The sequence below is a fragment of the Microbacterium sp. NPDC089698 genome (genome assembly GCF_044749045.1).
Taxonomy (GTDB): domain Bacteria; phylum Actinomycetota; class Actinomycetes; order Actinomycetales; family Microbacteriaceae; genus Microbacterium.
Genome location: NZ_JBIVHE010000001.1, coordinates 878,576 through 904,200 on the forward strand (window position 1 = coordinate 878,576; position 25,625 = coordinate 904,200).

The 25,625-nt window shown below is 71.8% G+C and carries 23 protein-coding genes; 9 read left to right on the forward strand and 14 right to left on the reverse strand.

The window, feature by feature from the left end; all coding sequences use genetic code 11:
* Window positions 1–60: 60 nt before the first annotated feature.
* The gene (locus ACIPY5_RS04200; RefSeq protein ID WP_400967056.1) at window positions 61–834 is read right to left on the reverse strand and encodes an isocitrate lyase/phosphoenolpyruvate mutase family protein; all 774 of its coding nucleotides are present in this window, start codon (window positions 832–834) and stop codon (window positions 61–63) included.
* A 53-nt stretch (window positions 835–887) separates the two neighbouring features.
* On the opposite strand from ACIPY5_RS04200, the gene ACIPY5_RS04205 reads away from it, so the two are divergent.
* The 5 genes from ACIPY5_RS04205 to ACIPY5_RS04225 all read left to right on the forward strand — a co-directional run bounded on the left by ACIPY5_RS04205 (window position 888) and on the right by ACIPY5_RS04225 (window position 6,591).
* Complete coding sequence (locus ACIPY5_RS04205) at window positions 888–2,306, forward strand: RNB domain-containing ribonuclease (protein WP_400967058.1); 1,419 nt, start codon at window positions 888–890, stop codon at window positions 2,304–2,306.
* The gene (locus tag ACIPY5_RS04210) at window positions 2,293–3,645 is read left to right on the forward strand and encodes an erythromycin esterase family protein (protein WP_400967061.1); all 1,353 of its coding nucleotides are present in this window, start codon (window positions 2,293–2,295) and stop codon (window positions 3,643–3,645) included. The genes ACIPY5_RS04205 and ACIPY5_RS04210 overlap by 14 nt, the downstream gene beginning before the upstream one ends.
* 65 nt (window positions 3,646–3,710) lie before the next feature.
* Entirely contained in the window at window positions 3,711–4,634 is a 924-nt protein-coding gene (locus ACIPY5_RS04215) for a hypothetical protein (protein ID WP_400967063.1), read from the forward strand.
* Window positions 4,631–4,978 carry a GntR family transcriptional regulator gene (locus ACIPY5_RS04220; protein WP_309338061.1) on the forward strand — a complete coding sequence of 116 codons (348 nt, stop codon included), beginning with the start codon at window positions 4,631–4,633 and terminating at the stop codon, window positions 4,976–4,978. The genes ACIPY5_RS04215 and ACIPY5_RS04220 overlap by 4 nt, the downstream gene beginning before the upstream one ends.
* A 101-nt stretch (window positions 4,979–5,079) precedes the next feature.
* Window positions 5,080–6,591 carry an HNH endonuclease gene (locus ACIPY5_RS04225; RefSeq protein ID WP_400967067.1) on the forward strand — a complete coding sequence of 504 codons (1,512 nt, stop codon included), beginning with the start codon at window positions 5,080–5,082 and terminating at the stop codon, window positions 6,589–6,591.
* A gap of 231 nt (window positions 6,592–6,822) precedes the next feature.
* Here ACIPY5_RS04225 and ACIPY5_RS04230 read toward each other — a convergent pair whose 3' ends face one another.
* The 3 genes from ACIPY5_RS04230 to ispG form a co-directional block, all read right to left on the reverse strand.
* Entirely contained in the window at window positions 6,823–7,692 is an 870-nt protein-coding gene (locus tag ACIPY5_RS04230) for a hypothetical protein (RefSeq protein ID WP_400967069.1), read from the reverse strand.
* Between the two features lie 38 nt (window positions 7,693–7,730).
* Window positions 7,731–8,057 (reverse strand): nuclear transport factor 2 family protein, encoded by a 327-nt coding sequence (locus tag ACIPY5_RS04235; RefSeq protein WP_400967072.1) that lies wholly within the window; start codon window positions 8,055–8,057, stop codon window positions 7,731–7,733.
* Window positions 8,058–8,127: 70 nt separating this feature from the next.
* On the reverse strand, window positions 8,128–9,279 hold the full coding sequence (gene ispG, locus ACIPY5_RS04240; protein WP_181158161.1) for a flavodoxin-dependent (E)-4-hydroxy-3-methylbut-2-enyl-diphosphate synthase: 1,152 nt from the start codon (window positions 9,277–9,279) through the stop codon (window positions 8,128–8,130).
* Between the two features lie 182 nt (window positions 9,280–9,461).
* On the opposite strand from ispG, the gene ACIPY5_RS04245 reads away from it, so the two are divergent.
* Window positions 9,462–11,360: a chorismate-binding protein gene (locus ACIPY5_RS04245; protein WP_400967076.1), complete on the forward strand. Its 1,899-nt coding sequence runs from the start codon at window positions 9,462–9,464 to the stop codon at window positions 11,358–11,360.
* A 4-nt stretch (window positions 11,361–11,364) separates the two neighbouring features.
* Here the strand turns inward: ACIPY5_RS04245 and ACIPY5_RS04250 are convergent, their stop codons facing one another.
* The 3 genes from ACIPY5_RS04250 to ACIPY5_RS04260 all read right to left on the reverse strand — a co-directional run bounded on the left by ACIPY5_RS04250 (window position 11,365) and on the right by ACIPY5_RS04260 (window position 14,923).
* Complete coding sequence (locus tag ACIPY5_RS04250; RefSeq protein WP_400967079.1) at window positions 11,365–12,696, reverse strand: M50 family metallopeptidase; 1,332 nt, start codon at window positions 12,694–12,696, stop codon at window positions 11,365–11,367.
* A gap of 85 nt (window positions 12,697–12,781) precedes the next feature.
* Window positions 12,782–13,867, reverse strand: coding sequence for a 1-deoxy-D-xylulose-5-phosphate reductoisomerase (gene dxr / locus ACIPY5_RS04255; protein ID WP_400967082.1), 1,086 nt, complete (start codon window positions 13,865–13,867; stop codon window positions 12,782–12,784).
* A gap of 87 nt (window positions 13,868–13,954) precedes the next feature.
* Window positions 13,955–14,923: an FKBP-type peptidyl-prolyl cis-trans isomerase gene (locus ACIPY5_RS04260; RefSeq protein ID WP_400967084.1), complete on the reverse strand. Its 969-nt coding sequence runs from the start codon at window positions 14,921–14,923 to the stop codon at window positions 13,955–13,957.
* A gap of 261 nt (window positions 14,924–15,184) precedes the next feature.
* On the opposite strand from ACIPY5_RS04260, the gene ACIPY5_RS04265 reads away from it, so the two are divergent.
* Window positions 15,185–15,874: a lysophospholipid acyltransferase family protein gene (locus ACIPY5_RS04265; RefSeq protein WP_309338117.1), complete on the forward strand. Its 690-nt coding sequence runs from the start codon at window positions 15,185–15,187 to the stop codon at window positions 15,872–15,874.
* A gap of 38 nt (window positions 15,875–15,912) precedes the next feature.
* On the opposite strand, the gene ACIPY5_RS04270 is transcribed toward ACIPY5_RS04265, so the two are convergent.
* A complete protein-coding gene (locus ACIPY5_RS04270) occupies window positions 15,913–16,398 on the reverse strand; it encodes an OsmC family protein (protein WP_400967087.1) in 486 nt (161 codons plus the stop codon).
* 80 nt (window positions 16,399–16,478) lie between these two features.
* On the opposite strand from ACIPY5_RS04270, the gene ACIPY5_RS04275 reads away from it, so the two are divergent.
* Both ACIPY5_RS04275 and ald read left to right on the forward strand, forming a co-directional pair.
* Window positions 16,479–17,474 carry an asparaginase gene (locus tag ACIPY5_RS04275; RefSeq protein WP_400967089.1) on the forward strand — a complete coding sequence of 332 codons (996 nt, stop codon included), beginning with the start codon at window positions 16,479–16,481 and terminating at the stop codon, window positions 17,472–17,474.
* 49 nt (window positions 17,475–17,523) lie between these two features.
* On the forward strand, window positions 17,524–18,639 hold the full coding sequence (gene ald / locus ACIPY5_RS04280; protein WP_400967092.1) for an alanine dehydrogenase: 1,116 nt from the start codon (window positions 17,524–17,526) through the stop codon (window positions 18,637–18,639).
* Here ald and ACIPY5_RS04285 read toward each other — a convergent pair.
* The 6 genes from ACIPY5_RS04285 to ACIPY5_RS04310 form a co-directional block, all read right to left on the reverse strand.
* Window positions 18,611–21,574, reverse strand: coding sequence for an FtsK/SpoIIIE domain-containing protein (locus tag ACIPY5_RS04285; protein WP_400967094.1), 2,964 nt, complete (start codon window positions 21,572–21,574; stop codon window positions 18,611–18,613). The genes ald and ACIPY5_RS04285 overlap by 29 nt on opposite strands.
* A gap of 57 nt (window positions 21,575–21,631) precedes the next feature.
* Window positions 21,632–22,450: a protein phosphatase 2C domain-containing protein gene (locus ACIPY5_RS04290; protein ID WP_309357282.1), complete on the reverse strand. Its 819-nt coding sequence runs from the start codon at window positions 22,448–22,450 to the stop codon at window positions 21,632–21,634.
* A gap of 82 nt (window positions 22,451–22,532) precedes the next feature.
* Window positions 22,533–23,504, reverse strand: a complete 972-nt coding sequence (locus ACIPY5_RS04295) for an aldo/keto reductase (protein ID WP_400967098.1) — start codon at window positions 23,502–23,504, stop codon at window positions 22,533–22,535.
* Between the two features lie 85 nt (window positions 23,505–23,589).
* A complete protein-coding gene (locus ACIPY5_RS04300) occupies window positions 23,590–24,405 on the reverse strand; it encodes a large exoprotein (protein ID WP_309357284.1) in 816 nt (271 codons plus the stop codon).
* Window positions 24,406–24,519: 114 nt separating this feature from the next.
* Window positions 24,520–25,284, reverse strand: coding sequence for a YaaA family protein (locus tag ACIPY5_RS04305; protein WP_400967101.1), 765 nt, complete (start codon window positions 25,282–25,284; stop codon window positions 24,520–24,522).
* A gap of 78 nt (window positions 25,285–25,362) precedes the next feature.
* The gene (locus ACIPY5_RS04310; RefSeq protein ID WP_309357286.1) at window positions 25,363–25,623 is read right to left on the reverse strand and encodes a F0F1 ATP synthase subunit epsilon; all 261 of its coding nucleotides are present in this window, start codon (window positions 25,621–25,623) and stop codon (window positions 25,363–25,365) included.
* Between the last annotated feature and the right edge of the window lie 2 nt (window positions 25,624–25,625).

Consider the following 25,625-nt stretch of genomic DNA (forward strand, 5'->3'; position numbering starts at 1 on the left):
ACTGACGGCGATCGCCCCGCCCGTGCGGGTTGCAGAGGCGGGGCGATCGGCGGGGAGGGATCAGTTCAGCGCGCGCGTGCTCGCCGGGATGACCCCGCCGGCGTAGATCTCCGACGCGTTGTCCTGCAGTGCGGTGAGGGCGACGCGCTGCGGGAGCGGGCCGAAGGAGATGCGGGCGGCGCCGAGGGCCTCGTACTCGGTCGAGGTGAGCGCGCCGGGCAGGCCGATCACGCTGACCTTGCCGTGGCCGATCCCCTCGACGAGGGCGCGGGTGGTGTCGGCGTCGAGGATCCCCGGCACGAACACCGCGGTGGCGCCGGCCTCCAGGTAGGCGCGGCCGCGCGCGATCGCGTCAGCGACGGACTCCTCGACCGGGCGGCCTCCCCCGCGGACGAAGGCGTCGGTGCGCGCGTTGAGCACGAACGGAACCCCCTCTGCCTCTCCGGCGCGGATCATGGCCTCGACATCGGCCGCCGCCTCGGCGAGGGGGCGCAGCCGATCCTCGACGTTCGCACCGACGACGCCGGCGCCGATCGCGAGGCGCACGGTCTCCCCGGCGTCGCCGTACCCGTCGTCCAGGTCGGCGGTCACCGGCAGATCGACCGCGGCCGCGATACGTCCGACCATGTCGAGCATGAGCTCGCGCGGGATCGCGCCGTCGGCGTAACCGTAGGAGGAGGCGATGGAGTGGCCCGCCGTGGCGATGGCCGTGGTCTCGGGCAGGGCGGCGATCGCCCGGGCGGAGACGACATCCCACACGTTCACGACGCGGAGGATCTCGGGAGCCGCGTACAGCGCGGCGAGGGTGCGGGCCTTGTCGGCAGAGGTGGTCATGGACACCACGCTAATACCCGGCTCGGACGCGGAGGGCGGCCTAGGCTGAACCCATGCTGCAGCGCCGACCGCACGTCGCCCCGTCCGCAGCGCAGAGCGAGCTCGCCACCGCGCTCGCGGCTCTGCGCACCGAGATCGATGCGCCCACGGGATTCTCCCCCGAGGCCCAGGCGGAGGCCGCATCGGCCACGGCCCCCGCGCCCGACCTCGACCTGCGCGACATCGCCTTCGCCACGCTGGATCCGGCAGGATCCATGGATCTCGACCAGGCCTTCCAGCTCGAGCGGAGCGGAACGGGGTACACCGTCCGCTACGCGATCGCGGACGTCCCGTCGTTCGTGACGCCCGGCGGCGCGCTCGACGAGGCCGCCCGAGCGCGCGGCGAGACCCTGTACGCGGCGGACGGCACGATCCCGCTGCATCCGCCCGTGCTCAGCGAGGATCGTGCCTCACTGCTGCCGGATCAGGATCGCCCCGCGCTCGTGTGGACGTTCGCCCTGGACGCGACCGGAGCGGTCACCGACACACGCCTGGAACGCGCGCTGATCCGGTCCCGCGCGAAGCTGGACTACGTCACGACCCAGGCCGACCTCGACGCGGGCAGGGACACCCCGGCTGCGCTCCTGCCCGAGATCGGGCGCCTGCGCCTGGCGCAGGAGGCGCAGCGCGGCGGCGCGAGCCTGAACCTGCCGGACGACGAGGTCGTGCGCCATGACGACGGCACCTACGCGATCGAGCGCCGCACGCCCCTGCCGATCGAGGACTGGAACGCGCAGCTCTCGCTCATGACGGGCATGGCCGCGGCGCAGTTCATGCTGCAGGCGAAGGTCGGGATCCTGCGGACCATGCCCCAGCCCGACGATGCCGCGTTCGACACCTTCCGCCGGCAGACCGAGGCGCTCGGCGTGCCGTGGACGGCGGGCCGCTACGGCGACTACCTGCGCGGCCTCGACCGGGACGATCCGCGCACCCTGCCGATCCTGGAGGCGGCGTCCGCACTGTTCCGCGGCGCGGGCTACGTCGCCTTCGACGGCGAGGTCCCGGCGGAGACCACCCAGGCCGCGATCGCCGCACCCTATGCGCACGCCACGGCTCCGCTGCGACGCCTCGTGGACCGCTGGTCCCTCGCGATCTCGCTCGCGGTGAGCCGCGGCGAGGAGATCCCGGCGTGGGTGCACGAGAGCATGACGCAGATTCCGGACCTGATGCGCGCCGGCGCGCAGCGGTCGTCCGCCCTGAACTCGCGCACGCTCGACCTGGTGGAGGCCGCCGTGCTCGCGCCGCACGTCGGCGAGGCCTTCGCGGCGGTCGTGATCCGCCGCAACGGCGAGCGCGGCACGGTGCAGATCGCGGATCCGCCGGTGACGGCCTCGATGGCGCTGCCGGACTCGGTCGCCGCGGGCGCGACCATCCAGGTGGTGCTGAACGCCGTCGACGTCGCGAAGGGGCAGGTCTCCTTTGCGGTCCGCTGAGGGCGCCGCGGACGACCTGGCCGCGTGGCTCCACGGCTCCGCGCATCGCCTGCGCACGCTCGATCCGGATGAGGACGACGATGCGGACCTCGAGCCGCTCCTGGACATCATCGGAGATGCGCGCGTCGTCTCGATCGGCGAGTCGATGCACCGCGTGCACGAGTTCTTCGCGCTGCGCCACCGCGTGTTCCGGTTCCTGCACCGCCGTGCCGGCTTCACGGCCCTCGTGACGGAGAGCGGACTGCCGGAGGGAAGGCTCGTCGACGACTGGATCCGCACCGGGCGCGGAGGCCTGCGGGACACCCTGCGCAACGGGGTCTCGTACGGGTTCGGCGCCTGCCAGGAGATGCTCGACCAGCTCACCTGGATGCGCGAGCGCACCGCGACAGGGCGCTCCGCCCCTCGCTGGTACGGAATGGATCTGCCCGACTCCTCGGCGAGCGCGGTTCCCGGAGTCCTCGCCGCGCTCGATGTGCTCGATGAGACGGATCCGCACTACGCCGCGCACGTCCGTGAGACCGTGCTGCCGCTGTTCGGCTATCTCCCCGACGATCGGACGGGTCTGGCACAGGCCGCGCCCTCCCTCCGGGCGTATCTGGCGCTGCCTGCGCCCGAGCGCGCGGTCATCACCGTCGGCATCGCCGATCTCGCCGCACGCATCCGGGCCCGGCGGTGCGAGCAGATCGCGGCTCTCGACGGCGGCGCTCTGGCGGAACAGCGGGTCGACCTCGCGATCCGCGCGGCCGAGAGCGCCCAGGCGGCCGACGCGTTCCTGCAGGCGATGGCTGCAGGGCCCACCCGCACCTGGCCCGCCGCGAACATCCGCGATGCGTGGATGGCCGACACGGTGGAGTGGATCCTGCAGCGCGAGCCGCGCATCGTGGTCGCGGCCGCCAACGGCCATGTGCAGCGCACCCCGTTCTCCGCTCCGCCGTTCGTCCCGGATCCGATGACGACCATGGGCGGGCACCTCGCCGATCGGCTCGGCGACGACCTTGTGGTGATCGGGACCGCGTTCGGCGGCGGCGAGCAATGGCTGCACCGGCCGGATCCCGCCGATCCCCCGGGGCACTCCCGTCCCTTCACCGCGCCGATCGCAAGGCTCGATCCGTCCAGCCTCGATGCGGCGATCGAGCGCTCAGGGATCGGCGACGCCTTCTTCGATCTGCGCACCGCGCCGGAGGCGGCCGCCCTCGGACTCGACGTCTCGACCGGGTGGCACAACGGCGATGTGGTCCAGCCCGGCCGCGCGCGCGACGCGTTCGACGCGGTGGCGTTCATCCGCACGGTGACGCCCTGGCGGACCTGGATCGACGACCGGGGGCTGGACCGGCGCTGACCATTGCCGATGTACCACTCGACGGATACATTATGTATCAGTCGATTGATACATAGGAGGCGCCCATGTGGATCGCAGTGCTCATGGTCTTCGGCCCGGCCGTGGCCGGCCTCGCGGGCGCGCTCATCGCCCGCCTCCTGTGGCGGCGCGCCCTCCCCCGGCACGGGCGCGCCGCGATGATGGCGACCATGCTCGCCGGCGCCGTCCCCGTGATCGCGTTCCTCGTCGTCCGCACCGTCATCTGGTGGCTCTCCCCCGCGATGTCCGTGGGGGACGCCTATCAGCTGGAGCGCTTCAGGGCCGTCCTTCCGCTCGCCCTCGGATCCCTGGCCGTTCTGCTGCTGGCGGTGCGCCTCCCCCGAGGCACTCGAGCGGGGTCGGCGGAGATCGCGCCCCGCACCCTGCACGCATTCCTCAGCGGATGGTGGATCGCCGGCGTGCTCGCGGTCGGCGCGCTCGTGCTCGCGCTGACCGTCGCGCTGGGCGCTCCCTCCCGGCCCGACGGCGCGGGACGCTACACCCAGCGATGGGAGGCGATCGGCACGAACGGCGCCCGCTCAGGGTTCGGCACCTACGGCTGGTACTACTCGGTGCCGGCGATGGTCGCGCTCGCCCTGCTCCTCGTCGTCACCGCGATCGCATGGTGGTCCGTCCCCCGGCCCGCCTGGGACGCCCCCGTCGATGAGGACACCGCTCTTCGACGTCTTCGCGCCGCGAACATCGGTCGCGCCGCGCTGGGCGCCCTGCTCGTGCACCTCGGCTTCGTCCTGAGCCGGCTGCACGGCGCCGCCTCGACCGCATCGGAGCTGCTGTCCCCGCACGAGGGGACGATCACGATCCCCAGCCCGCTGGCCGCGATGGAACCCGTCTTCGCGTGGGCCTCGCCGGTGGCCGAGACGATCGGTCTGGCGATGTGGATCCTGATCGCCCTCAGCGCCGTCCCGACGCCTGTGCGGCAGGCTTCTCCTTCCCCGTCCCTCGCGCGATGATCATCGCTCTCTCCGCCACCGGTGGAACGCCCGCCGAGCAGGTGCACGGCCAGCTTCGCGGGTTGATCACGACCGGCCGCCTCGCCGCGGACGAACGGCTGCCTTCCGTGCGCCAACTGGCCTCCGACCTCGGCGTCGCCCCCGGCACCGTGGCCAGGGCGTACAAGCAGCTCGAGGAAGAGGGGCTCGTGGTGTCCCGCAGGGGCGCGGGTACTCGCGTGAGCCGGTCGGCGACGCCCGTCTCGCGTGCGGTCGCCGAGGCGGCGCGGGCGCTCGCGGCCGCCGCCCGACGCGACGGCCTCTCCCCCGAGGACGCCGAACGCGTGCTGCGCGCGATGTGGTGAGCGACCGGGGTCTCGGTCCGCACAGGCCCGCACTCGCTCGAAGTTCTTCCCCGATCCTGGATCAGTTCTCCGAATGTCGGTGGCCGTCGAGAGAATGGAGCATGGAACTTTTCACTGAGATCGACGCACAGGTGCAGACCCTGCGCGCGCTTCTCGGTGAGGCTCTCGAATCGACGGAGCTGGTCGCTCTCGCCGAGAGACTCGACGATGCCCAGGCGGTCGCGGCGATCGCGGCGGCGACCGCGCTGGTCCAGAGCGGGGAGAGAATCCGCGCGGCGGCCACCGGTGTCGTCGCCGCCCGGTCCTCCCGCGAAGCCGGGCAGGCCGGTCTCGCCCAGACCCGCGGGCACAGGAACGTCACCTCGCTCGTGCAGGAGCTCACGGGATCGACGCGAGCCGAGGCCAGCCGGCAGGTCCGCATCGGGGAGTCGCTGCTCGCCTCGGCGACGGCGGCGGCTCCCTCCGAGCCGGGCGAAGGCGACCCACCAGCGGACGGCGAGTCGACTCGCGCGGAGAAGCCGACTGTGCTCTGGCACGCCGGACTCGATCGCGCCCTGCTCGACGGGCGACTCACCGCCGCGCAGCACGACGCCATCCGCCAGGGTCTCGCGGACCCGCCCCCGGCCGACGCGACGAAGGAAGGGCCCGACGACACCGAGCACGACGTGCTCATGCACGAACTGTGGGAGCTGGCCGCTGAACAGCTCATCGGCGCGTCTGCTCACGACACTCCGGAGATGCTGAGCTCCGCGGCGCGCGCGATCCGCGACCGGCTCGATCCCGAAGGCGCGGTCCGGCGGTTCCAGGAACGGTACGCGCGGCGCTCGTTCCGCGTGTGGACCACCGCCGACGGTCACAGGCGGGGCGCGATCGACTTCGACGATGAGGGCTATGCGTGGGCGACCACGATCATCGCCAATGCGATGCGCCCGCGGACCGGCGGTCCCCGATTCGTCGATGCTGAGGAGAAGGCCCGCGCACAGGCGCTGACCGACGATCCGCGCACGAACGATCAGCTCACCTACGACCTGCTCCTCGATCTGCTCCGCACCGGCGCTCTCGCCGATGCCCCGACCGTCTTCGGCGCACGACGTGCCGGTGTCCGCATCGTCCAGGTCGTGAACGCTGACGGCATCGCGGATCCGATCGCACACACGGAGGATCACCTGCACACCTTCCCGGTCGCCGTCGCCGAACAGCAGTCATGCGACGCGGGATCGGTGCCGCTCACCGTCGATGCCTGCGGAAACCCCCTCGACGTCGGCCGCGAGCACCGGCTCTTCACCGCGAAGCAGCGCGTCGCGCTGGCCATCCGCGACGGCGGATGCCGGTGGCCGGGCTGCGACCGGCCCCCGTCCTTCGGCGAGGCGCACCACATCGACGAGTGGTCACGCGACGACGGCCGCACCGACATCGACCGCGGAATACTGCTCTGCCGCTTCCACCACATGCAGCTGCACCACGGCGGGTGGCGGATCTCTCGCCGCGGGAAAGACGACTTCGTGCTCCATCACCCCCGCGGTCAGACGATCGCGCTCCCGCCCAGACCTGCGCTCCGGTACGCCTGGGCGGTGCCCGAATCCTGGCGGAAGCGCTTCCGCCCGGCGGCGTGAGGGGAGGACGGCAGCAGACGGCCTTCACGGTCAATCGGTCCCGGGTGGACGGCCGCGGACTCCTCCGTCGATGACACGAAGGGGCGACGCCGCCTCCCGCCGACACACCGGGACGACCCCGACGCACCGACGCACCGACGCACCGACGCACCGACGACCGGTCCCCTGCGCGCCCCGGCGCACGCGACCCTACGTGCCCATCGACAAACGCTGGGAATCAGGACGCCTCGGCTACACCGGCACCACCGAGGTGGTCATCACGAGCAGCTGCGGATCCGTCAGATCCAGCGACACCCGGATCGACGCGAACTCCGCAAGCGACGACACATGCGTGCCACCGCAGAGGATCGACGCGGTGCCCTCGGGAAGTCCGCAGACCCAGCGGCGACGATCCACGATCGTCTCGCCGTCGACCTCGATCCGGCTCGACGCGCCGGACGCGACCCAGGCCGCGAGCTGGGCGTTGATGCGCTCCTCGCGTTCCGCGAGCGACGCAGCGAAACCCTCGGTGTCGAACCCTGCCTTGCGCAGGCTCTTGCCGAGCCGGTACTCGTCGACCGCGCCGCCCTCGTCGATGAAGCTCGTCTGGTTCGCGCGCCCCTCGAAATCGGGGTTGCCAAGCGCGTCGGTTCCGGGATCCTTGCGCCACAGGTCGGCGACCGCGAAGTCCAGGGCCAGCGAGGCGAGGTGACAGGCGGTGTGCCCACGGCTCAACCCGGCACGACGCTCCGCATCGACCGTGGCCTCCGCTACGGCGCCCGCGGCGAACGCCGCGGGAAGGGAGTCGACCCGGTGTCCGACCAGCCAGGTCCACCCCTCCGCACCGCGCTTGACCGGGATGTCCGCACCGACCGCGACCTCGCCCTCATCGCTCACCGCCGCCATGACGGCCTCGGTCACCGCGACCTCCACGCCCTCCACGCCCTCCAGGCGCAGCGCACCCCGGTCGCCCGGCTGATCCGGCCAGGTGTGGTCCACGGGGTGGAACGGCGTCCGGTCCAGCACGACGACCGCGCCGGCCTCCGCCGGGTGCACGCCGACGACGTGCGCAGACTCGACGAGGGATCCCGAGGGGAAGGTGACGACGGTGCTGTGCGACACGGGGACTCCAGACAAGGTGACGGGGACGGCCGCAGACGTCAGTGCGACGGCGGGATGGTGAAGCTCGCGAGACGGTCGCCGGAGACCACGAAGATCCCGTCCGACTCGCCGTTGAAGACGCTGCTGCGCCAGCCGAAGCGCACACGGGTCGTGTCGCCGTCGGTGTCCGCGGACAGGACCGTCATGCGGGCGCCGGCACCGATCGCATCGGACCCGGCCCAGGCGCGCACGCCCTCGGCACCCGCCTTGACGGTGCCCCAGTCGCTGACGAAGCCGTCCGGCGTGAATGCGGCGACGAACGCCTCGGTGTCGGCGTCGTTGATGGCGTCGACCATGCGCTGCACGGCGTCGGGAAGTCGGCTCATGATTCCTCCTCTGAAGAGTCCCACTCTGTCACGCGGACCACCACGGGGAACACGCGCTACGGGGTGCCCCTCAGCTGGTGACGACCTGCGCGGTGCCGAGCGGCGCGTTCGGACCCATCTCATCGGCGATGCGGTTCGCCTCCTCGATGAGGGTTGCGACGATGTCCTCCTCCGGGACGGTCTTGATGACCTCGCCCTTGACGAAGATCTGGCCCTTGCCGTTGCCGGACGCGACGCCGAGGTCGGCCTCGCGCGCCTCGCCTGGACCGTTCACGACGCAGCCCATGACCGCCACGCGCAGCGGCACGGTCATGTCCTTGAGCCCCTCGGTGACGTTCTCGGCGAGCGTGTAGACGTCGACCTGGGCGCGACCGCAGGACGGGCAGGACACGATCTCGAGCTTGCGCTCGCGCAGGTTCAGCGACTGCAGGATCTGGTGGCCGACCTTGACCTCCTCGGCAGGAGGAGCGGACAGCGAGACGCGGATGGTGTCACCGATGCCCTCGCCGAGCAGGATCCCGAAGGCGGTCGCCGACTTGATCGTGCCCTGGAACGCCGGGCCCGCCTCCGTCACCCCGAGGTGCAGCGGCCAGTCGCCCATCGCGGCGAGCAGGCGGTAGGCCTTCACCATCACGACGGGGTCGTTGTGCTTGACCGAGATCTTGAAGTCGTGGAAGTCGTGCTCCTCGAACAGCGACGCCTCCCAGCGCGCGCTCTCGGCGAGCGCCTCGGGGGTGGCCTTGCCGTACTTCTCGAGCAGGCGAGGGTCGAGCGAGCCCGCGTTCACGCCGATGCGCAGGGAGACGCCCGCGTCCTTCGCCGCCTTCGCGATCGCGCCGACCTGGTCGTCGAACTTGCGGATGTTGCCCGGGTTCACGCGCACCGCGGCACAGCCGGCGTCGATCGCCTGGAACACGTACTTCGGCTGGAAGTGGATGTCGGCGATGACTGGGATCTGGCTCTTCTTCGCGATGATGTGCAGCACGTCGGCGTCGTCCTGCGACGGCACCGCCACGCGCACGATCTCGCAGCCGGAGGCCGTGAGCTCGGCGATCTGCTGCAGCGTCCCGTTGATGTCGGTGGTCTTCGTGGTCGTCATCGACTGCACGCTGACGGGCGCGCCGCCGCCGACGAGCACCTTGCCGACCTTGATCTGGCGGCTCTTGCGTCGCGGGGCGAGGACATCGGGGATCCGGGGCATCCCCAGGTTCACAGCTGGCACGTCATCCAGGGTACCCGTGCGCAGCTGGACGGGATCCGTGTGGTAGTTTCGGCGCATGTCCGCGAACCGCTCTTGGTGGCCCGCCTCTTAGGCGGAGAGTTCGCGACCCACGATCCAGACCGCCTTCCGGGGCGGTCTTGTCGTTTCTGCCGCGTCGGATCCCTCTTTCAGGAGCACCCTCAATGACCACCGCCGACCGGATCCACGCCCTCGACTCGTCCTTCGTCCTGCTCGCCCGCGAAGGCTCGGACAGCGTCGAGCTGCTCACCGGCGAGATCGTCGACGTCACGAACCTCGCCGACATCCCGCTGGGCACCGGCGGCGAGCGCCGCGAGGTGTTCTCGCTCGTCCCCTATCGCCAGGTCCGCGAGCGCGGCTTCGAGGCGCAGGACGACGGCGCTCCGCTCCGCTGCCTGATCGTGGACGAGCACCTGCACCTGCCCGCGGACGAGGTGCGCGCGGCGCTGCCGGCGGATCCGATCCCGCTGCAGGACGGCGGTTTCGACCTCAGCGACGACGAGTACGCCGCGATCGTCGAGCGCGTGATCGCCGACGAGATCGGGCGCGGCGAGGGCGCGAACTTCGTGATCCGCCGCGACTATACGGCGCGCATCGACACGACGGTCCCCGCGGCGGAGCGCACGGCCGCGCTCACCTGGTTCCGCGCGCTGCTCGAGCACGAGCGCGGTGCGTACTGGACGTTCGCGGTCGTGACCCCCGGCGTGGTCGCGGTCGGCGCGAGCCCCGAGGCGCACGTCGTCGCCCAGGGCGGCGTCGTGACCATGAACCCCATCTCCGGCACCTTCCGCCACCCCGCGGGCGGCTCCACCACGGCGGCGCTCGGCGAGTTCCTCTCCTCGACGAAGGAGACCGAGGAACTGTTCATGGTGGTCGACGAGGAGCTCAAGATGATGAGCGCGGTCTGCTCCGACGGCGGGCGGATCACCGGCCCGCACCTCAAGCAGATGTCGCGGCTCACGCACACCGAGTACATGCTGCGCGGCAGCAGCCGGCTGGACCCGCGCGACATCCTGCGCGAGACCATGTTCGCGCCGACCGTGACCGGGTCCCCGATGCAGAACGCGTGCACCGTGATCCGCCGGCACGAGCGCAAGCCCCGCGGCTACTACTCCGGCGTGGCGGCGCTCTTCACGCCGAACGGCGCCGACGGCCATGACCTGGACGCGCCGATCCTCATCCGCACGGTGTACCTCAAGGACGGCGAGGTCAGCGTCCCGGTCGGCGCCACGCTCGTGCGCCACTCCGATCCCGCCGGCGAGGTCGGCGAGACCCACGGCAAGGCCGCAGGCGTGCTGGGCGCGATCGGCGCCGTCGCGCGCGACACCGCCGCCGAGGCCCGCGAGGACGACGACGCACCGGGATCGGGCGCGACCCCGGCCGAGGATCCCGAGATCCAGGCGCTGCTCGCCTCCCGCAACGCCCGGCTCGCCGAGTTCTGGATCAACCCGCAGGACGGCGGCACCGAGGCGTCGGCGTCCGCACCCTTCGCCGGTCGCACGGCCGTGGTCGTGGACGCCGAGGACCGCTTCACCACGATGCTCGCGCACCAGCTGCGCCATCTCGGACTCGACGTCCGGATCCAGCCCTGGTCGGAGGCCGACGACGCCGAGATCGACGCCGCGGACCTGCTCATCGCGGGGCCCGGTCCTGGCGACCCCAGGGACGGCTCCTCCCCGCGTATCGCCCGGATGCGCGCCCTCGTCGCGCACCGTCGCGAGACGGCGCGTCCACTGCTCGCGGTCTGCCTCAGCCACCAGATCCTCGCGGACTCGGTCGGGATCGAGCTGGCCCCGCTCGCCAGCCCGCACCAGGGTCTGCAGAAGGCGGTGCCGGTGTTCGGCGAGGACGCCTCGATCGGCTTCTACAACACGTTCACGGCGCGCGTCGCGCCCGGGACGACGGAGGTCGGCGCCGCCGAGGTGTCCGCCGATCCGGCCTCAGGCGACGTGTACGCGCTGCGCGGCCCGGCGTTCGCCTCCGTGCAGGGTCACCTGGAGTCGATCCTGTCGCGCGACGGGATGACGACCCTGCAGCGCCTGGTCGGGCACGCGCTGAGCTGAGAGCTCAGCCGAGCGTCACCGGGTGGAACAGATCGGCGACGAGCAGCAGGCCGCCCATGCCGACCAGCAGGGCCGCCACGACGATCGTCAACGGCACGAGCCGGGTGGCGTCGACGGGCTTGGGCTTCGGACGCCCCGCCACCTTGGCCCAGGCGCGCTTCAGCCCGTCCCACAGCGCGACCACGATGTGTCCCCCGTCCAGGGGCAGCAGCGGGATCAGGTTGAACACGAACAGCGCGATGTTCAGCGACCCCATGAGGCTCAGCAGCACGGCGAAGCGGTTCAGGAGCGGAGCATCGGCCGCCGCGACCTCGCCGGCGATGCGGCCGACCCCGATCACGCTGAGCGGTCCGTTCGGGTCCCGCGGAGCGTTGGTGACCAGCGAGACGCCCACGTCCCACAGCCGCACCGGCAGGTTGCCGATGAGCTGCACGACCGCCCCGGTGTTCGCCATCGCCTGATCGAAACCGGCGGAGAGCGGCTGCTGCACGTAGGCGAGCTGCGCGCCGACTCCGGCGTAGCCGACCGTGTGCATCACCGCGTTGCCCTTGTCGTCCACGACCGCTCGTCCGTTGGCATCCGCCTCCTGGCGCTGGGCGGCGACAGGCGTCAGCTGCAGCGTGAGACGGGATCCGTCGCGCTCGACGACGAGAGGGAGGGCCTTGCCGGGTGAGGCCTGAATGATCGCGCTGGCCTCGGCGAAGGTGCTGACGTCCTTCCCGCCGACCGAGATGATCCTGTCCCCCGGCTTGACTCCGGCCTGCGCCGCGGGCGCCACCGGATCCGATGCGGAGCACGACGTCTGGGTGGATCCCGCAGGAAGCACGCACTCCGAGACCGAGGCGATCGTGGTCGTGCCCTGCTGGAGTCCGATGCCGCTCAGCAGCACCGTGAAGGTCACGACCGCGAGGACGAGGTTCATGAACGGGCCGCCGAACATGACGATGACCCGCTTCCACACCGGCAGCAGGTAGAAGACGCGGCTCGCGCGCTCGGGGTCGATGGTCTCGTCGTTCGCGGCCCTCGCATCCTGGATGAGGGTGCGGAACGCGCCGCGCGACCGGCTCCGCCCTGCGCCATCGTCCTGGTCGCCCGGCGAGGGCGGGTACATGCCGGACATCGAGATGAAGCCGCCGACCGGCAGCGCCTTGACGCCGTACTCGGTCTCGCCGATCTTCTTGGAGAACAGGCGCGGACCGAAGCCGATCATGTACTGGCCGACGTGCACGCCGAACAGCTTGGCGGGAACGAGGTGCCCGAGCTCGTGCAGGGCGATCGAGACACCGAGTCCGACCAGCACGAACAGCAGGCCGCCGATGTATAGCAGGATCTCCACCCCGCCACGTTACCGGTGCGGGGCTAGGAAACGGCCGTGCCGGGGCTGTGCACTCGCCCGGATCCGGAGGATCGGGTCCGGTGGGTCACTCCTGAGCGGCGATCATCCGGTCTGCGGTCGCCCGCGCCCACGCCTCGGCGGCGGCCAGCGACTCGACCGTGAGCTCGTCGGGCGGCTCGTGGGCGTCGACGACGCGCTGGATCGTGTCCACGATCGCGAGGAAGCTCAGTCGCCCCTCGTGGAACGCGTTCACGGCCTGCTCGTTCGCGGCGTTGTAGACGGCCGGGAAGGTGCGCCCGGCCCGGCCGACGTGCTTCGCCAGGGCGACCGACGGGAAGGCCGCGTTGTCGAGGGGTTCGAACGTCCAGCTCGCGGCCTTGGTCCAGTCGATCGGCCGGCCGACGCCGCCCACGCGGTTCGGCCAGTCCAGGCCCAGCGAGATCGGCAGGCGCATGTCGGGCGGGGACGCCTGCGCGATCGTGGATCCATCGACGAACTCCACCATCGAGTGCACGATCGACTGCGGATGCACGACGACCTCGATCCGCTCGTAGTCCACATCGAACAACAGGTGCGCCTCGATCACCTCGAGCCCCTTGTTCACGAGCGTCGCCGAATTCGTGGTGACCATGCGCCCCATGTCCCAGGTGGGATGTGCAAGCGCCTCCGCCGGGGTGACCGCGGCCATCTCCTCGCGGGACCGGCCGCGGAAGGGCCCTCCCGACGCGGTCACGACGAGCCGGCGGACCTCCTGCTTCGTGCCCGACCGCAGCGCCTGCGCGAGCGCGGAGTGCTCGGAGTCGACCGGCACGATCTGACCGGGTTCCGCGAGCCCCGTCACGAGAGTGCCGCCGACGATCAACGACTCCTTGTTGGCGAGCGCCAGGGTGCGGCCGGCCTTGAGCGCGGCGATCGTCGACCCGAGCCCGATGGAGCCGGTGATCGCGTTGAGCACCACGTCGGCCTCGACATCCCGGACCAGCTGCTCGGCCTCGGCCGCGCCGAGAGCCGTGTCGTCCACCCCGAACTCCTCGGCCTGCTGCTCCAGCAGGTCCGCCTGCGTGCCCGCGGCGAGGCCGACCAGTTCGAAACGGTCCGGATTCGCCCTGATCACGTCGAGGGCCTGAGTGCCGATGGAGCCGGTGGAGCCGAGGATGAGGACGCGACGCATGGCCTCAGCCTAGGCCGTGCTCCCTCAGAGCGAACGGGGCCCACCGCGTCGGTGACGCGGCGGGCCCCGTTCAGGGTCAGGAGCGGATCACTGCGCGGGCGCCGCCGACGGCAGCGTGCCGAGGATGTCGATCACGAACACCAGGGTCGAGTTGGCGGGGATGGACGACTGCGCCTGATCTCCGTACCCGTCGGCCGGCGGGATCACGACGAGCACCTGCGAGCCGACCTTCTGACCCTCGAGCGCCTTCTTGAAGCCGGTCACGACGCCGGTGGTCTGGAACTGCGCCGGAGTCCCCCGCTTCCAGCTGGAGTCGAACTCCTTGCCGTCGGCCCAGGTCACGCCGCGGTACTGCACGATCACGAAGTCGCCGCTGCCCACGGTCGGCCCGTCGCCCTGCTTGAGATCGGCGATCTTCGTCTCGGTCGGCGGGTCCGACTTGGGGATCGTGATGTCGGGCGAACCGTCCTTGGCGAGCTTCACGGTCGGCATCCCCGCGACGGGGGCGACCTCCTTGCCGCTGGCGACGGTCGGGAGCTTCTTCGTGGACTGCGCGTAGACCACGACGGACGGCTGGCCCTGGCCGAGGAGCTTGCCGGGCACGGCGAGGACGACGGAGGATCCGACCGGCTGGCATTCCAGAGCCACGACGAAGAGCGACTGCTGGTTCGGGTCGAGCAGGATCGGGAGCTGATCGCCCGCGCCCCGCTCGCTCGAGTCCAGGGCGGAGCCGTCGGCGGCCTTCACGAGGCGGTACTGCACGGAGACCAGGTCTCCGGCGACGACGTTCTTGCCGTCGCCCTTCTTCAGGATCGTGCGCTCGACGGACGTGGCGGCGTCGATGTCCGTACCGGCCGGCACCGTGATCTTCAGGTCCTTGCCCTCGCCGTCGACCTTGACCGCGTCGGAGGTCTTGCCCGGCTTCGCATCGAGCAGGCACGACGACGAGGCGGACGGCGACGGGGATGCGGAGGGGTTCCCGGCACCGGCACAGCCGGAGAGCAGGAGGGCCGTCGCTGCGACGGCGGAGAGAGCAGCGGCAAGGCGGATGCGCACGGAGGACCTCGAGACGTAGAGACGAACCCGCCTATCCTGCCCTATCGGGCTTTGCCGCCGCTGGGAGGCAGGGCGATTCTGCGCGACTCTCCGCCGCGCGAGCGCATTCCGATCACGGAATGGATCCTGATCTAGCCTTGTCTGGTGACCCCGGAATCCGAACCCGCAGCGTCTGCGGCCCGCGACGAAGCCGTCGCGGATCAGCACCAGGACGAAGACGAAGAGGTGCATCGCGCCGGTGCGACCTACCTGCTCGGCCGGATGATCCTGATCCCGCTCACGCGGCTCATCTACCGCCCCCGTATCGAGGGCCGCGCGAACGTGCCGATGGACGGCCCGATCATCATCGCCTCGAACCATCTCTCCTTCATCGACTCGATCGCGATCCCCGTCGCCGCCCCCCGGCGCGTGCATTTCCTCGCGAAGTCGAGCTACTTCGAGGGCACGAGCCTCAAGGGTCGCTTCGTGGCGAACTTCATGCGCGCGGTCGGTGCGATCCCGGTGCGCCGGGGCGCGGGGCAGGCGGCGCTGGACGCGCTGGACGAGCAGCGCAAGCTGCTGGAGCAGGGTCTTGCCGTCGCGCTGTACCCCGAGGGCACGCGCTCGACCGACGGCCGCCTGTACAAGGGACGCACCGGTGCGGCGTTCCTCGCGCTGCAGACGGGTGCGAAGGTCGTGCCGGTCGGCGTGATCGGCACCGACAAGGCGATGCCCGTCGGGGCGAGCATGCCCAAGATCGGCTCGAAGGTCACGATCCGCTTCGGGGAGCCCCTTGACCTCTCGCACCACGGCCCCGCGACCTCGGGCCGCGCCCGTCGCGGCGCGACCGATGAGATCATGGCCGCGATCCACGCGCTGAGCGAGCAGGAGCTGGCCGGCGTCTACAACGAGGTTCCGGCGCAGGGCGCGATCGAGAAGATCAAGCAGGCCCTGCCGCACGAGCGGCGCTGACCGCGCCGATCGCACCCGGCCGTCCGGTGGATCCGCGATCAGACGACAGGATCCGCGACGAGGATCGTCGCCTCGTGATGCACCGGGAACGACACCGAGTTCGCGATGAAGCACCAGGCGTTGGCCTGGGCGTGCGCGGCCTCCGCGGCCGCGCGCATGGACTCGGCGGCGACCGTGACCACCGGATGCAGCGTCACCTCGGTGAACGCGCCGCCGCCGCGCCCGTCCTCCTGCATCGTGCCGGTGGCTTCGTCACGGTAGTCGACGACGACCACGCCGGCCGTCACGCACGCGTGCAGGTAGCTCAGCAGGTGGCATTCGCTGAGCGCCGCGAGCAGCATGTCCTCGGGGTTCCAGCGGGCGGGATCCCCGCGGAACGGCTTGTCGGAGGACGCCAGGAGGTCCGGCTTGCCCTCGACGCTGACGGTGCTCGCGCGGTCGTAGTCGCGATAGCCCGAGGTGCCCGTGCCCCGGTTCCCGGTCCAGGTGGTGCGAAGGGCGTAGCGATGCGTGCCGAGGGTCATGGATCCATCGTGCCAGGATCGCGCCCGCCCCGGTCGAAATGCGCCGGGCGGCGGTGCGCGCGCCCACTAGGCTGGCACTCGTGGTGCAGACTCTGACCGTCCAGGATGCCGTGGAACTCGCCGTCGTCGAACGGAACGGATTCGTCGAATCCCGCCACATCGGAGCGGCAGTCGTGCTCTCCCCGGAGGGCGAGGTCGTCGTCCGCCACGGCAACTCCGACGCACTGGTGCTGCCCCGCTCCAGCATGAAGCCGATGCAGGCGATCGCATGCCTGACCGCCGGTGCCCCGCTCGAGGGCGAGCAGCTCGGCCTCGCCACGGCGAGCCACAACGGCACCGACCGGCACGTCGCCGTGGTGCGCGAGATCCTCGCTGCCGGTGGCCTCACCGAGGACGACCTGGGCTGCCCCGCCGACTGGCCCGGCGATTCGGGGACGAGGGACGAGCTCGTGCGCGATCACGCCGGCAAGGCGCGCATCCGGATGAACTGCTCCGGCAAGCACGCCACGATGCTGCGCGCCTGCATCGCGAACGGCTGGCCGACCGCCGGCTACCTCGACCTGGACCACCCCCTGCAGGTGCACATCAAGGACGTCGTCGAGCGCCTCAGCGGCGAGCGCGTCGCGGCGACGGCCATCGACGGCTGCGGCGCCCCCGTGCACGCCATCACGCTCACCGGCCTCGCCAGGGCCGTGCACCGCATCGGGACCGCGTCGGAGCGCTCGCCGTTCGCCCTGCACCGGGTCGCGGGTGCGCTGGTGCGCACGGTCCGGGAGAACCCGTGGACGATCGAGGGGCCGGGACGCCCCGACACGATCGCGATCGAGAAGCTCGGCGTGTTCGCGAAGCACGGCGCGGAGGGCGTGATGGTGATGGTCGCGCCGAACGGCGCCACGGTCGCCCTGAAGATGCTCGACGGCTCCGGCCGCGCGGCGACGATCGTCGCCGCCACCCTGCTCGCCCGCGCGGGCGCGCTGACCGACGCGCAGGTCGAGGGCCTCGCCTCGGCCCTTCCACTTGCCGTCCTCGGAGGCGGCAGCGGCGTGGGGGCCATCCACCCCGGCGCCGGAATCTGAGCGCCCCCAGAAGGGGCCGTACCCGTCTTAGGGAAGGAAAGGAGCCACGATGAGGATCTCTGTCCCCAGCGAGGTGAAGAACAACGAGTTCCGGGTCGCCCTCACGCCCGCCGGCGTGCACGATCTCGTGCAGGCCGGTCATGAGGTCTTCGTGCAGTCCGGCGCCGGTGCCGGCTCCTCGATGTCGGATGCCGACTACGTGGAGGCGGGAGCGACGCTGCTCGACGACGCCGACGAGGTCTGGGCCCGCGCCGAGCTGGTGCTGAAGGTGAAGGAGCCGATCGCCAGCGAGTACCACCGCTTCCGCAGCGACCTGGTGCTGTTCACGTATCTGCACCTCGCCGCCGACCGCCCGCTCACCGACCGGCTCGCCGAGTCGGGCATGACGGCGATCGCCTACGAGACCGTGCAGCTGGCGTCGGGTGCGCTGCCGCTGCTCGCCCCCATGAGCGAGGTCGCGGGGCGTCTCGCACCGCTGGTCGGCGCGAACACGCTGATGCGCTCGCACGGCGGCCTCGGCCTGCTGATGTCGGGCGTCCCCGGCACCCGTCCCGCCACCGTGACCGTGATCGGCGGCGGAGTCGCGGGCGCGAACGCCGCCGTGATCGCGGCGGGCATGGGCGCGGATGTGACCATCTTCGACACCAACATCGCGCGACTGCGCTATCTGGACGACTTCTTCGGCGGCCGGGTGAAGACGGCGGCGTCGAACCCGCTCGACCTGCGCCGTGCGGTCGTGAACTCGGACCTCGTCATCGGATCGGTGCTGATCCCGGGGGCGAAGGCGCCGAAGCTGGTCACGAACGACATGGTCGCCGAGATGCGCCCGGGCAGCGTGCTCGTGGACATCGCGGTGGATCAGGGCGGCTGCTTCGAGGACACGCACCCGACCACGCACGACGACCCCACGTTCCGCGTGCACGACACCGTGTTCTACTGCGTGGCGAACATGCCGGGCGCGGTGCCGAACACGTCGACCTCTGCGCTCACCAACGCGACTCTGCCGTACGTGCGGCAGATCGCAGGTCGCGGCTGGCAGGCCGCACTGCGCGCCGATGCCGCCCTGGCCGGCGGTCTCAACGTGACCGGCGGCAGGATCGCCAACCCCGGCGTGGCCACCGCGCACGAGCTGCCGCTCACTCCGCTGGACGAGCTGCTCGGCTGAGGTCGCCCTGCGGGGCGGGGAGGATCACCAGGGACGGACGACCGTCCCGATCGATGGTCCACGCCCGCCCCGCGTGCGGCGCCGCATAGGGCGGCAGTTCGCGCACCCCGACGAGCGTGCGCAGGTCGCGCGCGGCCTCGGCGAGCACCACGACCTCGCCGGTGCGGACGACCCGCTGCCAGAGCGCGCACTGACGCTGCCACGCGTCGGCATCGCCGACGAGCACGAGGAGGCCGCCCGGCTCCCGCTCGTGACGCGCGGAGCGGTCCCGCCCGGATCCGGGTCCTCCGACCGCTCCGACCGCACGGATCCGACCGGAATCCGCGTCGGTCGCGGCGGTCGCTTCGGCCCGCCCCGTCCCGTCCGGCAGCACCACCGGGCTCCCCTCTCCGAGCGCCTGCACCGCTCCGGGCCCGAACCGCGCGGCGAGCGTCTCGGCCGTGCGCGACGCGGTCGTGCTCACCACGCCGACGAGCAGCGCCCGAGGCTCCCACAGGGGCGCCCCCGCTCGCACGGTCCCGCGCCCGCGGCGAGGCGCCGGATCCGCACGGCCCGCGCCGTCCGCCTCCGGCAGCGCGAACTGCACCTCGGCGCCGCTCAGCCGGGCGCGACCCGGCGGACGGTCGGGATCGTACGAGCCCGGCTCTCCTCCGGCGGTGAGATGCTCCGTACGGCTCGCGGCGCGCAGCAGAGCCCGCTCGGGCAGCAGATCGGCGAGCGCGGCGAGCTGCCCGGTGCAGCGTGAGACGCTGAGCAGCACCGTGCCGCCGCGCTCCGCAGCGAGGCGGATGACGCGCTGCAGGCGCTCCGCCCAGGCAGAGGCGTAGTCGAACGGGAACGCCGCGAGGCGGCGATCGACATCGTCCACCGCCAGCAGCGGCGGCACCGGACGGCGCCCTTCCGCGATCTCGTCGATCACCGACCACGCCTGCTCGGGATCGACCGGCAGCAGCATGCCGTCCGGCACCTGCGCCACGGCCGCGCTCAGGACGCTGCTCTTGCCGCTGCCCGGGCCGCCGAACACCGTGAACCCCCTGTCCTCGCCGAGGCGCAGCATGCACGGACTCTGTCGCTGCTGCTCCGGCTCGTCCACGATGCCGAGCACGATCTCCCCGCGCCCTGCCGCAGGAAGGGCATCCCTGGGCAGTCTCCTCGGCAGGGCCGGCTGCCAGGGGCTCGGCACCCGCAGCGCGCCGTGCCACCGGGTCGCGAGGTCCGCGAGCTCCTCTGCGCCGGTGCGCGCGACCCGGAACGCCACGGGCGCCGCGTCCTGAGGACGGCGGAGGTACGCGAGTCCGCGGCCGCCGGCGTCACCCGGCAGTGCGGCCGCCGCGTCGCTGCCGATCATCGCCCTGCTGTCCGCCGGATCCGTGACACGCAGCGAGATCCGCAACGGACAGTTCGCCGCGAGCGCGTCCCGGATCACGCCGGTGGCGCGCTGCGTGCCGAGGATCAGGTGCACGCCGAGAGCGCGCCCGCGGGCGGCGATGTCGGTGAACACCGCTGCCAGATCCGGGCTCTCCTGCAGCAGCGCCGCGAACTCGTCGACGACGATCACCAGCCGGCCCAGCGCTCCCCCGGCCTCCTCGACGCTGCGTGCCCCGTTCGACGCGAGGACGCCCTCCCTGCGTCGCAGCTCGGCCCGAAGGCTCCGCACGCCACGTTCGGCTGCCGCGGCGTCGAGATCGGTGATCACGGACGCCACATGCGGCAGCACGCGCAGCCTTTCGAACGCCGTGCCGCCCTTGAAGTCCGCCAGCACGAAGCCCACCTGCCCCGGGGAGTGGGCGGCGGCGAGCGCGGCGACCCAGCTCACCAGGAACTCGCTCTTGCCCGCTCCGGTGACCCCGGTCACGAGTGCATGCGGTCCGTCGCCGACGAGGTCGAGCACGACGGGCCCGACGGCGTCCCGCCCGATCCCCGCACCCAGACCCTCGGGCGCCGGCGGAGGCGGCCCGGCGACGCCTTCCGCCTCTCCGGCCGGCGTGAGCCGGAGCACGTCGCTCAGCGCCACCTCGCCGGGGATCGCCTCTTCCTCCCCCTGCTCCCGTGCCAGATGCCGCACGATCTCGTCCGCCTGCTCGCGCGAGACGCCCTCCGCGCGGCAGTCGAGCACGCCGTCCGGGGTGCTCAGCAGGGCGGATCCGGGCTCCGTGACGTCGAGCACCGCGCGGTAGCCCGCCGGCGGCGGCGTCCCCGGAGCGAGCAGGCAGAGCCGCGGCCCGGACGGCGCGGTCCGCTGCGCGCCGATGTGCACCGCGCCCGCCTGGTGCGGAGCGGGAGGAGTGCCCGGGAGTCCGCCGAGTCCGAGCACGGCGACGCCGTCTCCGACGAGACGGACCGCGCCGCTCGCGTGCCGAAGGCAGAGCTGCAGCGCCAGCGCCCTCGCGACGGATCCGGCGATCGGCGCGGGCCCCCGCACGCAGAGTCCGTCGGAGAGACGCACCGGCACCGGCACTCCCGACAGGCGCCGATGCCGCGCGCGGAACGCCTCCGCCCGTGCTCCCCCGCCGCTGAACCGCAGCGGCGAGGCGCCCTCACCCCGACCGACCGCGACCTCGACGCTGCCCGCGAGGGCGACCTGGCGCGTCGGCGGATCCGCCAGGCACGCGGCGACATCGGGGGCGGCGCGCAGCCGGCGCCCGCGCTCGTCCGCCTCGAGGTCCGCCACGACCCGTTCGACCTGCGCCCAGTCCCTCTCCTCATCGGCGCGTGCACGGCGCGAGGCGCGGCGCCGCTGCCGCACGCCGTCCAGGAAGGAGCCGAGGATCATGACCGGCCCGAGAGCCGCGAAGCACAGCGACAGCGGTGAGCCCGTCGCCGCGAACAGGACGACGCCGGAGACCACCGGCACGACTGCGGCGAGCAGGGGCAGCGAGCCTCGCGGCGGGGCCGCAACGGCAGCGGGGAGGACGATCGTCTCGGTGGGATCCATCCCGCCATCCCACCGCGAACCGTCCCTTCGTGGGACGGCCTCCGCGCAACCGGTGCGCTATAGGACGGGGATCGGCACGGTGGAGGACGATCCGTCGTCGCTCGCGCCGCGCCGCACGTCCACCACGATGATCGTGACGTTGTCGCGTCCGCCGTTCTCCAGCGCAGCGGAGAGCATCGCGTCGACCGCGGCGTCGGCACTCGGATTGAGTCCGAGGAAGTGCTGGATCCCGTAGTCGGTGAGCTCCTTGGTGAGCCCGTCGGAGCAGATCACGAACCGGTCGCCGTCCTGCACGCTGAACTCGCGGTAGTCGGGCGGCAGCGCCTCGCTGACCCCCACGGCACGGGTGATCACGTTGCTGTAGGGATGTCCCTCGGCCTCTTCGGGGCTGAGCCGGCCGGCGGTGATCAGCTCCTGGACGACGGAGTGGTCCGTCGTCACCTGATTGAGCACGCCGTCGCGGAGCAGGTAGACCCGGGAGTCGCCGATGTTCAGCGACACCCAGCGCGCGTCGTCGCCGACGAGGGTGAAGAACACGCCGGTCAGCGTCGTCCCGGTGCCTTCGTCCGTGGTGTCGGGGTGCGCCGTGATGTCCTGCACGGCGGCGACCAGCGCCGCCTCGATCGTCTGCGTCGTGATCTCGCCCGCGGCGACGGCCTCCTCGAGACGGGCGATCGTGCGCTGGCTCGCGATCTCGCCGCCCGCGTGGCCGCCCATCCCGTCCGCGACGACGAACAGCGGGAACTCCGCCAGCAGCGAGTCCTGGTTGTTCTCCCTGCGCCGACCGGTGTCGGTCGCCCCGGCCCAGGACAGGACGACCGTGTCGCCGGACGCCAGTGCGACCTCGCGCGCGTGTGCCGTGGAACCCTGGCTCATCGCGGTCCTCCCCATGCTCGGGCGATCGGAACGACCGCTGAAATCTCACACATCGTATTGGATTCCTGCGCCGACACGCGCCTCAGACCGCCGGATCCGCCGGGAGCGGAAAAAGCGCGTCGATCGCGGCGACGTCCTCGGCCGTCGGCGTCCACGCCGCGCCGGCGCGGGCGTTCGCCTCGATCTGCTCCGCCGACGTGGCGCCGGCAATCACGGAGGCCACGCCGGGCTGTGCGAGCAGCCAGCCGAACGTCGCCTCGAGCATGCTGATGCCGCGCTCGTCGCAGAACCCGCGGTAGGCGTCCAGCGCGTCCCAGGGGGCGTTCTCCCAGAGGTGCGCCCTGGTCCGCATGATCCGGCTCTGCGCCGGTCCGCCGTCGCGCGTGAATTTGCCCGTGAGCAGGCCGTTGTGCAGCGGGAAGAATGGGAAGAACCCGAGGCCGAAGCGGTTCACGGCCGGAAGCACCTCGCGCTCGGCCGCGCGGGACAGCAGCGAGTACTGGTTCTGCGAGGAGATGAAGCGCGCGCTGCGCTCCGCGCTCAGCTCCGCCTCCGCGATCTGCCAGCCGGCGAAGTTGGAGTGGCCGAAGTAGCGGATCTTGCCCTCGCGGACGAGTTCGTCCAGGGCGTCGAGCGTCTCCTCGATCGGGGTGAGCGGATCCGGCCAGTGCAGCTGGTAGAGATCGATCCAGTCCGTGCGCAGGCGCCGCAGCGACTCCTCGACCGCCTTGCGGACGTAGCGCCGGGACGCGAACCCTGCGGGGAAGTCGTAACCCATGTCCGCGGATGCGTAGCCGAACTTCGTCGCGAGCACCACGCGGTCGCGGCGGCCGTCGAGGGCCTCCCCCATCAGGGTCTCGCTGAGGCCGGGATCCTTGCCGTACATGTCCGCAGTGTCCAGGAACGTCACGCCGTGGTCGATCGCCGCGTCCAGCACCTGGACGGTGCCCTGCAGCGTCTCGGTCGCCGTCCCCGCACGTCCGAAGTTGTTGCATCCGAGTCCCACCGCGGAGACCAGGAGCCCGGACGATCCGACACGACGTTCAGCGCTCATGCTTCCAAACTACAGGCCGACCCGGGATGCGGACGCCGGGCATGCAGGAAGCCCCGGTCGCGAGACCGGGGCTTCCCAGGTGTGATCAGGCCGGGGGCTGCTCGCCGTTGTCGGGAGCGGCGTCCGGGGCCGCGGCCGGCGGTGCCGGGGGCGCGGGCGGAGCCGGCGGGGTGACCGGAGCCTCGGGAGCGGCCGCAGGCGGGGCTGCCGGGGGCTGGAACGTCGGCTGCGGAGCCTGGGGCGCCGCCGGCGGGAAGCCCTGCGGCGGCTGGCCGGGCTGACCGAACTGCGGAGCCTGCGGCGCGGACGGCTGGCCGTAGCCGGGCTGCTGCGGCGCGGCGGGCGGGGCGTAGCCCTGCGCGGCCGGCGGCTGGTAGCCCTGCGGGGCGCCGTAGCCGGGGGCAGGGGCCGCGGTCGGCTGCACCGGGATGCCCTGCCAGACCGTGCGGTCTCCGAGGAATCCGTTCGACGCCCACGAGGCGGGGACGATGTTCGGGTTCCAGCGCGACTTGTCGAACGCGTTGATGCCGAGCCACACGATGCTCAGGAAGATGTACAGCACGACCCAGGCGCCGCTCTTCTGCAGCTTGAGCCCCACGCGCCAGGCGGCGAGGACCATGAGGACGGCCATGGCGATGCCCACGAGCCAGCCGAGGAAAGGCACCCACGTGAGCAGGAAGCCGAACGCGAGCCAGGGGCTCAGGTCGCCGAGCTTCAGGAAGATCATCACGTTGTAGAAGGGCACCCACGCACGCCACTTGCCTTCGACGCCCGCCTTCTCGAAGATCTTCATGAGGAAGAGCGAGCCGAGCACGTAGAAGACGACGGCGAAGATCAACCACGTCATCGCCGCGATCAGATAGGCAGCCGCGAGCGCGGTGCTGTCTCCGTAAGAGTCCATATTTCCCTCCGGGGATCGGTTTGTGATGCATTCGCATCGAGGAGCAACAGCTGAGAATCAGCTGAGTGCTTCGACGCGAAACACCCTACCGTGTCCGGGCGTCGCACTCACGAACTATTTGCGGGCAGTCGGCTGATCCGTGACCAGCTCCAGGACCCCGGTTTCCGCCGTCTCCCTCAGCGGAACCCCCGCACGAGCGGCCCAATTCAGGAGGGTGCGACGCGACCCCACCTTCGGGCGCTCGGTCGCGAAGCGCCGCACGAGCTCGCCCTTGGCGTGCTTGTTGAAGTGGTTCAGCGCCTTGCCCTGCTCGGTCACGACCCGCACATAGGCCGAGGGGACATCCGTCGGGACGGGACCCAGATCCGCATATGCCTCGGAGCGCAGATCCAGCACGAAGTCCGGCGCCGCCGCCGAGAAGGCCGCGGACACGGCATCGGCCCACAGCCGCCGCAGGGGAGGCAGCCCCGGCACGGACGCACCGGCGCCGAGCCGGTAGGACGGGATCGGATCCAGCGCGCCGACCGGCCCATAGGGCGCGCTGTGCACGAGGGCGTGCGCGCCGAGCCAGCGCCGCGCGTAGCCGTCGAGCGAGGCCGCGTCGAGCGCGTCGTAGAGGACGCCCGTGTAGCGGTCGACAGCGGGCATGACAGGGGCGGTCCGCAGCCCCGCGTTGTCGTGCACCGCCTCTGCGAGCTGCTTGTCGCTGAGCTTGAGCACCCGGCGGGTCGCCTCCGCGTCCGCGGCCAGCGCCACGAGCGCGTCGAGCACCTGCTCCCGCTGGTGCCGCAGCCCCGGCAGCGCCCATGCGGAGGGATCCGCCGGGGCGCTCCTCCCCCCTGGTCGCTTGGTCTCGCTCGGCGGCAGCAGGATCATCATGCGCAGGACTCCTCAGAAGGGTGGAGACGCGCAAGCGCCGGACCCCGTGGGGGTCCGGCGCTTGCGTGAGTGGTTCGATCAGGCGACGAGCGCCGCGTTGCCCGCGACGATCGTCAGGGTGTCGCCCTCCATCGAGACGAAGCCGTCCCGAGCGCTGGCGAGCACCTTGGTGCCGTCCAGCTGGGTGATCCGGACCTGACCCTCGGCGAGGATGGCCAGCACGGGCTCGTGCCCGGCCATGAAACCCAGCTCGCCCTCGACGGTCTTCGCGACGACGAGGCTGGCCTCACCGGTCCAGACCTCCGCGTCGGCGGAGACGAGGCTGACGTGCAGGGCCATGA

Excerpts from the sequence above, each read along its gene's own strand:
- ACIPY5_RS04200 (WP_400967056.1), bottom strand. The coding sequence starts at position 834 with ATGACCACCTCTGCCGACAAGGCCCGCACCCTCGCCGCGCTGTACGCG.
- ACIPY5_RS04205 (WP_400967058.1), top strand. The coding sequence starts at position 888 with ATGCTGCAGCGCCGACCGCACGTCGCCCCGTCCGCAGCGCAGAGCGAG.
- ACIPY5_RS04215 (WP_400967063.1), top strand. The coding sequence starts at position 3,711 with ATGTGGATCGCAGTGCTCATGGTCTTCGGCCCGGCCGTGGCCGGCCTC.
- ACIPY5_RS04220 (WP_309338061.1), top strand. The coding sequence starts at position 4,631 with ATGATCATCGCTCTCTCCGCCACCGGTGGAACGCCCGCCGAGCAGGTG.
- ACIPY5_RS04225 (WP_400967067.1), top strand. The coding sequence starts at position 5,080 with ATGGAACTTTTCACTGAGATCGACGCACAGGTGCAGACCCTGCGCGCG.
- ACIPY5_RS04235 (WP_400967072.1), bottom strand. The coding sequence starts at position 8,057 with ATGAGCCGACTTCCCGACGCCGTGCAGCGCATGGTCGACGCCATCAAC.
- ACIPY5_RS04245 (WP_400967076.1), top strand. The coding sequence starts at position 9,462 with ATGACCACCGCCGACCGGATCCACGCCCTCGACTCGTCCTTCGTCCTG.
- dxr (WP_400967082.1), bottom strand. The coding sequence starts at position 13,867 with ATGCGTCGCGTCCTCATCCTCGGCTCCACCGGCTCCATCGGCACTCAG.
- ACIPY5_RS04265 (WP_309338117.1), top strand. The coding sequence starts at position 15,185 with ATGATCCTGATCCCGCTCACGCGGCTCATCTACCGCCCCCGTATCGAG.
- ACIPY5_RS04270 (WP_400967087.1), bottom strand. The coding sequence starts at position 16,398 with ATGACCCTCGGCACGCATCGCTACGCCCTTCGCACCACCTGGACCGGG.
- ald (WP_400967092.1), top strand. The coding sequence starts at position 17,524 with ATGAGGATCTCTGTCCCCAGCGAGGTGAAGAACAACGAGTTCCGGGTC.
- ACIPY5_RS04285 (WP_400967094.1), bottom strand. The coding sequence starts at position 21,574 with ATGGATCCCACCGAGACGATCGTCCTCCCCGCTGCCGTTGCGGCCCCG.
- ACIPY5_RS04290 (WP_309357282.1), bottom strand. The coding sequence starts at position 22,450 with ATGAGCCAGGGTTCCACGGCACACGCGCGCGAGGTCGCACTGGCGTCC.
- ACIPY5_RS04295 (WP_400967098.1), bottom strand. The coding sequence starts at position 23,504 with ATGAGCGCTGAACGTCGTGTCGGATCGTCCGGGCTCCTGGTCTCCGCG.
- ACIPY5_RS04300 (WP_309357284.1), bottom strand. The coding sequence starts at position 24,405 with ATGGACTCTTACGGAGACAGCACCGCGCTCGCGGCTGCCTATCTGATC.
- ACIPY5_RS04305 (WP_400967101.1), bottom strand. The coding sequence starts at position 25,284 with ATGATGATCCTGCTGCCGCCGAGCGAGACCAAGCGACCAGGGGGGAGG.
- ACIPY5_RS04310 (WP_309357286.1), bottom strand. The coding sequence starts at position 25,623 with ATGGCCCTGCACGTCAGCCTCGTCTCCGCCGACGCGGAGGTCTGGACC.